This is a genomic window from Aeromonas sp. EU05-FHT14A05 (assembly GCF_058791175.1).
The window spans coordinates 64,318-70,744 of the sequence record NZ_JBYTDH010000019.1 but is presented as its reverse complement, the minus strand read 5'-3'; the positions used below and the strand labels follow the sequence as shown (position 1 = coordinate 70,744).

Here is a 6,427-nt window from a genome sequence, read left to right as displayed (position 1 = left end):
CTCAGAAGTGAAACGCGGTAGCGCCGATGGTAGTGTGGCATTCGCCATGCGAGAGTAGGACACTGCCAGGCACCCAATTAAACAGCGCCGTGCACATCACGACGTTGGCCGAGAGGATGACACCTCAGTAAGCGGCAGAAGATTTAGCGAAAGCTAACCGAATGCGGAGCGGTAGTTCAGTCGGTTAGAATACCGGCCTGTCACGCCGGGGGTCGCGGGTTCGAGTCCCGTCCGCTCCGCCACTAATTTGAAAGGCCTTCCCTTACGGGAAGGCCTTTTTGCTATGCGCCTTCAGCACGCGAGTGAGCAAGCCCAGTCAACAGACTGGGCTTTTTCGTGCCTGCAATCTGACGGTGATGAGGGGCGAGCAGGGGCATAGAGGGGCTTGTTCGAGGCTGTTAAAGTGGGTTGACGGTTGACCTAATATGCGTAAAAGAGATAAGCAAAGCGCTTTTTCTTTCTTCCTGATATATGTGGAAGGCGGCATTCTGTACTCAACCCAACGATATGGAGTATCACCATGAAATTGCGAATGACCGCCCTGACCCTGCTCTCTCTGCTGGCACTCGGCCAGGCCAATGCGGCCGAGGTGCGCCTGCTCAACGTCTCTTATGATCCGACCCGCGAGCTGTTCCAGGAATACAACAGCGCCTTTGCCAAGGAGTGGAAGGCCAGGACGGGGGATGATGTGGTGGTGAGCCAGTCACACGGTGGCTCCGGCAAGCAGGCCCGTGCCGTGGTGGACGGCCTGGAGGCGGACGTGGTGTCCCTGGCGCTGGCCTATGATGTCGATGCCGTGGCCAAGGCGGGTCTTACCGCCAGCGATTGGGAGGGGCGCCTTGCCAACAATGCGTCTCCCTATACCTCCACCATCGTCTTCCTGGTGCGCAAGGGCAACCCCAAGCAGATCAAGGACTGGGGCGATCTGGTTCGCAAAGATGTCGCCATCGTGACCCCGAATCCCAAGACCTCCGGCGGTGCGCGCTGGAATTACCTGGCTGCCTGGGGCTATGCCCTGAAGAAGAGCGGCACTGAAGAGGGAGCCAAACAGTTTGTCGGCGATCTGTTCAAGAACGTGAAGGTGCTGGATTCCGGCGCCCGGGGCGCCACCACCAGCTTCATCGAGCGGGGCCTCGGCGACGTCTTGCTGGCCTGGGAGAACGAAGCCCTGCTGGTGCTCAATCAGCCGGGGACCAGCGACAAGTTCGAGCTCGTGGTGCCCTCGCTCTCCATCCTGGCCGAACCCCCGGTTGCCGTGGTGGACAAGGTAGCCAAGAAGCACGGCACCGAAGCGGTGGCCAAGGGCTATCTTGACTACCTCTATTCCGACGAGGGGCAGCGGATCATCGCCAAGTACCATTATCGCCCGAGCAACCCGGTGATCCTCAAGGAGACATCGGCCCAGTTCCCGCAGCTGGCGCTCTTTACCGTCAAGGATCTGGAAGGGGATTGGGACAAGGCACAGAAGAAACACTTCGCCCAGGGCGGGCTGTTCGACCAGATTTACCAACCGGGCCGCTAACGGTGACGGGTCCCTGTGACAACAGATAGGAGCACCATGATGAACAAGATCCTTCTGGTTCCCGGTCTGCACAACAGTGGGCCGGATCACTGGCAGAGTCGCTGGCACCAGCAATTTCCCCAGTGGCAGCGGATGCTGGGTCTGCCCTGGGACAAGCCCGACCTCACGGTCTGGAGCGCCAAGCTGGCGAGCAAGCTCAGAAGCCGCCGCAGCCGGGTCCACCTGGTGGCCCACTCCTTCGGCGCTTTGACGGCGATTGCCGCCGCCCGGCTGCAACCGGACAAGGTCTCCTCCATCCTGATAGTGGCGCCTGCGGATCCGGCCCGTTTCGGCATCCCGGACGAGGCGCTGGCGGGCTCCATCAAGGTGTCCGCCCAGCTTGTCGCCAGCCGCAACGATCCCTGGATGAGCTTCGAGCGGGCCGAGTATTGGAGTCGCCAGTGGCAGGTGCCGCTGTTCGATGCCGGCGAGGTGGGCCATATCAATGCCCAGTCCGGTCATGGGGAGTGGAGTCAGGGGCTCAACCTGCTGAACACCCTTCATCACAGGGCCGAGATGGTGGTGGATCCCGCCTCGACCGAATGGGGCAGGCGGGCTGCCCTCAGCTTCCGCTGATCCGCTGACCCTCTGCCCATATGACAAGGAGAGTTCCCGCAAGATATCAGACAGGCTCGCCACCCTGATCCCATAGTGACTGTCTCCACAGTTCAGGTTTCACCGCTCCGTTTGTTAGGTCTTTTATTTATATAAAAGACCTTTTTTTCTATTTATCGCTCTAAAAGCCCTGGTTTGCCGTTGTTAGATAAAAAAGTGCTTAGCAAAGGCGTTATTGGTGTTTGTTGTCACTGGCGGTCGTGAGCAGAATCAGCGTATGGAAAGTTTTTATAACAAATGGATGTGTTATGCGATTAAGTTCTTATTCCGTCCTCCCTGGTCTGGGGCCGACCCTGGGCTTCAGTCTGCTCTACCTGAGCATACTGGTGCTGTTGCCCCTCTCGGCACTGGTGTTGTTCGCGGTCAACAACCTGACGGCCGCCGAGTTCTGGCAGGTGATAGGTTCCCCCCGGGTGCTCGCCTCCTTTCGCCTCAGCTTCGGGGCCGCCTTTGTCGCCGCCCTGCTCAACAGCCTGTTCGGGCTGATCCTGGCCTGGGTGCTGGTGCGTTACAGCTTTCCCGGTCGCCGCTTGGTGGATGCGCTCATCGACCTGCCGTTCGCCATGCCGACTGCTGTCTCCGGCATTGCCCTGTGTGCCATCTTCGCCCCCAACGGCTGGATAGGTCAGTGGGTTGCCCCCTTTGGCATCGAGCTCGCCTACAACCCCATAGGGGTGGTGATCGCCCTCACCTTCATCGGGTTGCCGTTTGTGGTGCGCACCCTGCAGCCCGTGCTGCGAGAGGCGGAGACCGAACAGGAGGAGGCCGCCGCCAGCCTTGGCGCCAATCGCTGGCAGACCTTCGCGCGAGTGTTGTGGCCTACCCTGATCCCGGCGCTGCTCACCGGCTTCGCCCTGGCGTTTGCCCGCGGGGTAGGGGAGTACGGCTCCGTCATCTTTATCGCCGGAAATTTGCCGATGGTGTCGGAAATCGCGCCGCTGATGATCATGAGCCACCTGGAGGAGTATGACTACGCCGGTGCCTCGGCCATCGCCTCCATCATGCTGCTGATCTCGTTTGTTTTGCTGTTGTTCATCAACAAGTTGCAGGCCTGGAGCTGGTCTCGCATCGGAGGGAGCCGGATATGAACGCATCCAACGCAAGCCTGGATCTGGCCCTCGATGGGGCGCCTGCCACTCAGGTACGCCAGCCTGCCGTGACCCGTGAGCCCGCCTGGGTGAAGTGGCTGCTGATCAGCGTCGGGCTGGGCTGGTTCGCCGCCCTGCTGTTGCTGCCGCTGGCCACCGTCTTTATCCAGGCCCTGAGCCCGGGCCTCGCCTTCTTCTGGCATGCCATCAGCGAGCCGGATGCCCTGAGCGCCCTCGGCCTGACCGCCCTGGTGACCCTCTGCTCCGTGCCCCTCAACCTGCTGTTCGGGCTGGCGGCCGCCTGGGCCATAGCCCGTTTCCGCTTCCCGGGCCGGCAGCTGCTCGTCACCCTCATCGATCTGCCGTTCTCGGTCTCGCCCGTGATAGCGGGCCTGATGTTCGTGCTGATGTTCGGCAGCCGCGGCTGGTTCGGCGACTGGCTGAGCGAGCACGACATCAAGATCATCTTCGCCACCCCGGGGATCATATTGGCGACCACCTTCATTACCGTGCCCTTCGTGGTGCGCGAGCTGCTGCCCCAGATGGAGGCCCGTGGTCCGGAAGAGGAGGAAGCCGCCATCATGCTAGGGGCGAGCGGCTTGCAGATGTTCTGGCGGGTCACCCTGCCCGGCATCCGCTGGGGCCTGATGTACGGCCTGCTGCTCTGTACCGCTCGGGCGGTGGGGGAGTTCGGCGCTGTCTCCGTGGTCTCCGGCCACATTCGCGGCCAGACCAATACCCTGCCGCTGCACATCGAGATCCTCTACAACGAGTACCAGACCGGTGCCGCCTTCGCGGTGGCGAGCCTGCTGGCCCTGTTCGGGATCTTCACCCTGCTGGGGGAGACCCTGCTGGCCCGGCTGCGTGCTCAGCCCACCCAGTCCCATTGATATGGCCTGGTCTGCCTGCTGGCAGGCCAGCCCGGATAACCATGAATCCGGTTTAACGGTTTAGAGAGGCAGCCATGAGCATTCAGGTACAAGGACTCAACAAGCATTTCAATCAGTACGCGGCCCTGGCCGACATCAACCTCGATTTTCACGACGGCGAGCTGGTCGCCCTGCTCGGTCCCTCCGGTTGCGGCAAGACCACGCTGCTGCGGATCATCGCCGGGCTGGAGCAGGCCGACAGTGGCAACGTCATTATCCGCGGCGAGGATGCCTCGGATCTCCACGTGCGCGAGCGCAACGTCGGCTTCGTGTTCCAGCACTATGCCCTGTTCAGGCACATGACTGTGTTCGAGAACGTGGCGTTTGGCTTGCGGGTCAAGCCGCGTTCCGATCGGCCGAATGAAGCCAGCATCCGCGCCCGGGTCAAGGAGCTGCTGGATCTGGTGCAGCTCAGCCACGTGGCCGAGCGCTACCCGACCCAGCTCTCCGGTGGCCAGCGCCAGCGGGTCGCCCTGGCCCGCGCCCTGGCGGTGCAGCCCAAGGTGCTGCTGCTGGACGAGCCGTTCGGTGCCCTCGACGCCCAGGTGCGCAAGGAGCTGCGCCGCTGGCTGCGGGAGCTGCACGACGAGCTGCACGTCACCAGCCTGTTCGTGACCCACGATCAGGAGGAGGCGCTGGAGGTGGCGGACAGGGTGGTGCTGATGAACGCAGGGCGGGTCGAGCAGATCGGCACTCCGGCCGAGGTCTATGACCAGCCCGCCACCGCCTTCGTGCACAGCTTCCTCGGCAGCGTGAACCTGTTCCGCGGCCGGGTGGCCGGGCAAGGGCTTGGCATAGGTGAGCAGCAGCTGGGCGGCCCCATCAGCTCCCAGCTGGCACAGGGCAGTGCGGCCATCGCCTATGTGCGCCCCCACGAGCTGGAGATATTGCCGGCGGATGCACCGGGTGGCATCAGCGCCACCATCACCCGTCTGATGCCCATGGGGCCGCGGATCCGGGTGGAGTTGCGCGGGGATGGCGAGACCAGGGGGGCTCACTACGAGGCCGAGCTGAGCAAGGAGGCCGCCCGTGCCTTCGCCCCCGGCCAGGGGGTGCGTCTGGTGGCCCGACATGCGCAGCTCTATCCCGACTACCAGATTTGAGGGCGAGCGCCCAAGACGAGACTCTTTTCAGGCTTGCAGCCGGACTCTGATCCGGCCACCCAATAACAAGAGGGCGGTGGCAGCATCCACCGCCACTCAGCGCAGGAGGCGATGAGGTGAATTTTCAGCAATTACGCATTATCCGGGAAGCGGCGCGGCGGGATTACAACCTGACCGAGGTGGCCAATGCCCTCTTTACCTCCCAGTCCGGGGTCAGCCGCCATATCCGCGAGCTGGAGGAGGAGCTGGGGCTCGCGCTCTTCATCCGTTACGGCAAGCGGCTGCTCGGCATGACGGAGCCGGGCAAGGAGCTGCTGGTGATCGCCGAGCGCATCCTGGGGGACGCCGACAATATCCGCAAACTGGCCAGCACCTTCGCCAACCGGGATTCGGGGCGGCTGCTGGTAGCGACCACTCACACCCAGGCGCGCTATGCCCTGCCCCGTGTGGTGAAGGCGTTTCGCGAGCAGTTCCCCCTGGTGCAGCTGGAGCTGCGCCAGGGCAGCCCGGAGGAGATAGTGCGGCTGGTGCAGACCGGCGAAGTGGACATCGGCATCAGCAGCGAGCAGCTCGACAAGAGCGAAGGCGTGGTCGCGTTTCCCTACTACCGCTGGCACCACAACATAGTGGTGCCGGAGCAGCACCCCCTCACCGCCGAGCGGGAACTCACCCTGGCGGCCCTGGCCCATTGGCCCATAGTGACCTATCAGGCGGGCCTGACGGGGCGGGTGCGGGTGGATGAGGCCTTCACCGAGGCGGGGATACATCCGCAGATCCTGCTGACCGCCCAGGACTCCGACGTCATCAAGACCTATGTCGAGCTGGAGATGGGGGTGGGCATACTGGCGGACATGGCGTTCGATCCCCAGCGGGACAAGGGGCTGGTGCAGCTCGACGGTAGCCGGCTGTTTGCGCCGCACACCGCCTGGATCGGCCTCAAGCAGGGGCAGTTCCAGCACAACTTCACCTGGCAGTTCATCCAGCTCTGCAACCCCGAGCTGGCGCTGGCGGAGATCCAGGCCAGGGCCATGAGCAACGAGCCCCTGCTCGATTACCAGATCTGAATGGGGCGCATGGTCTGAGAAAGCAGGGAGCCCTTGGCTCCCTGCTTGCTTAATCGAGGCTTCAGCC

The 6,427-nt window shown here is 63.0% G+C and carries 6 protein-coding genes and 1 tRNA gene; all 7 read left to right on the top strand.

Annotated elements, in window-relative coordinates; all coding sequences use genetic code 11:
- Positions 1 to 165 precede the first annotated feature (165 nt).
- The 7 genes from AC3WR3_RS19770 to cbl all read left to right on the top strand — a co-directional run bounded on the left by AC3WR3_RS19770 (position 166) and on the right by cbl (position 6,360).
- Positions 166 to 242, top strand: a tRNA-Asp gene (locus AC3WR3_RS19770).
- 278 nt (positions 243 to 520) lie between these two features.
- The gene (locus AC3WR3_RS19765; RefSeq protein WP_492293113.1) at positions 521 to 1,522 is read left to right on the top strand and encodes a sulfate ABC transporter substrate-binding protein; all 1,002 of its coding nucleotides are present in this window, start codon (positions 521 to 523) and stop codon (positions 1,520 to 1,522) included.
- A gap of 39 nt (positions 1,523 to 1,561) precedes the next feature.
- Entirely contained in the window at positions 1,562 to 2,137 is a 576-nt protein-coding gene (locus tag AC3WR3_RS19760; protein WP_265437017.1) for an RBBP9/YdeN family alpha/beta hydrolase, read from the top strand.
- A gap of 287 nt (positions 2,138 to 2,424) precedes the next feature.
- A complete protein-coding gene (gene cysT / locus AC3WR3_RS19755) occupies positions 2,425 to 3,264 on the top strand; it encodes a sulfate ABC transporter permease subunit CysT (protein WP_427257726.1) in 840 nt (279 codons plus the stop codon).
- Complete coding sequence (gene cysW, locus AC3WR3_RS19750) at positions 3,261 to 4,154, top strand: sulfate ABC transporter permease subunit CysW (protein WP_492293112.1); 894 nt, start codon at positions 3,261 to 3,263, stop codon at positions 4,152 to 4,154. The genes cysT and cysW overlap by 4 nt, the downstream gene beginning before the upstream one ends.
- 74 nt (positions 4,155 to 4,228) lie before the next feature.
- Positions 4,229 to 5,296 (top strand): sulfate/molybdate ABC transporter ATP-binding protein, encoded by a 1,068-nt coding sequence (locus AC3WR3_RS19745; protein WP_492293110.1) that lies wholly within the window; start codon positions 4,229 to 4,231, stop codon positions 5,294 to 5,296.
- Between the two features lie 116 nt (positions 5,297 to 5,412).
- Entirely contained in the window at positions 5,413 to 6,360 is a 948-nt protein-coding gene (cbl, locus tag AC3WR3_RS19740) for an HTH-type transcriptional regulator Cbl (RefSeq protein ID WP_492293108.1), read from the top strand.
- Positions 6,361 to 6,427 lie beyond the last annotated feature (67 nt).

Bases quoted from the DNA above. Each gene is read 5' to 3' on its own strand.
- cysT (WP_427257726.1), top strand. From the start codon at position 2,425: ATGCGATTAAGTTCTTATTCCGTCCTCCCTGGTCTGGGGCCGACCCTG.
- AC3WR3_RS19765 (WP_492293113.1), top strand. From the start codon at position 521: ATGAAATTGCGAATGACCGCCCTGACCCTGCTCTCTCTGCTGGCACTC.
- cysW (WP_492293112.1), top strand. From the start codon at position 3,261: ATGAACGCATCCAACGCAAGCCTGGATCTGGCCCTCGATGGGGCGCCT.
- AC3WR3_RS19760 (WP_265437017.1), top strand. From the start codon at position 1,562: ATGAACAAGATCCTTCTGGTTCCCGGTCTGCACAACAGTGGGCCGGAT.
- AC3WR3_RS19745 (WP_492293110.1), top strand. From the start codon at position 4,229: ATGAGCATTCAGGTACAAGGACTCAACAAGCATTTCAATCAGTACGCG.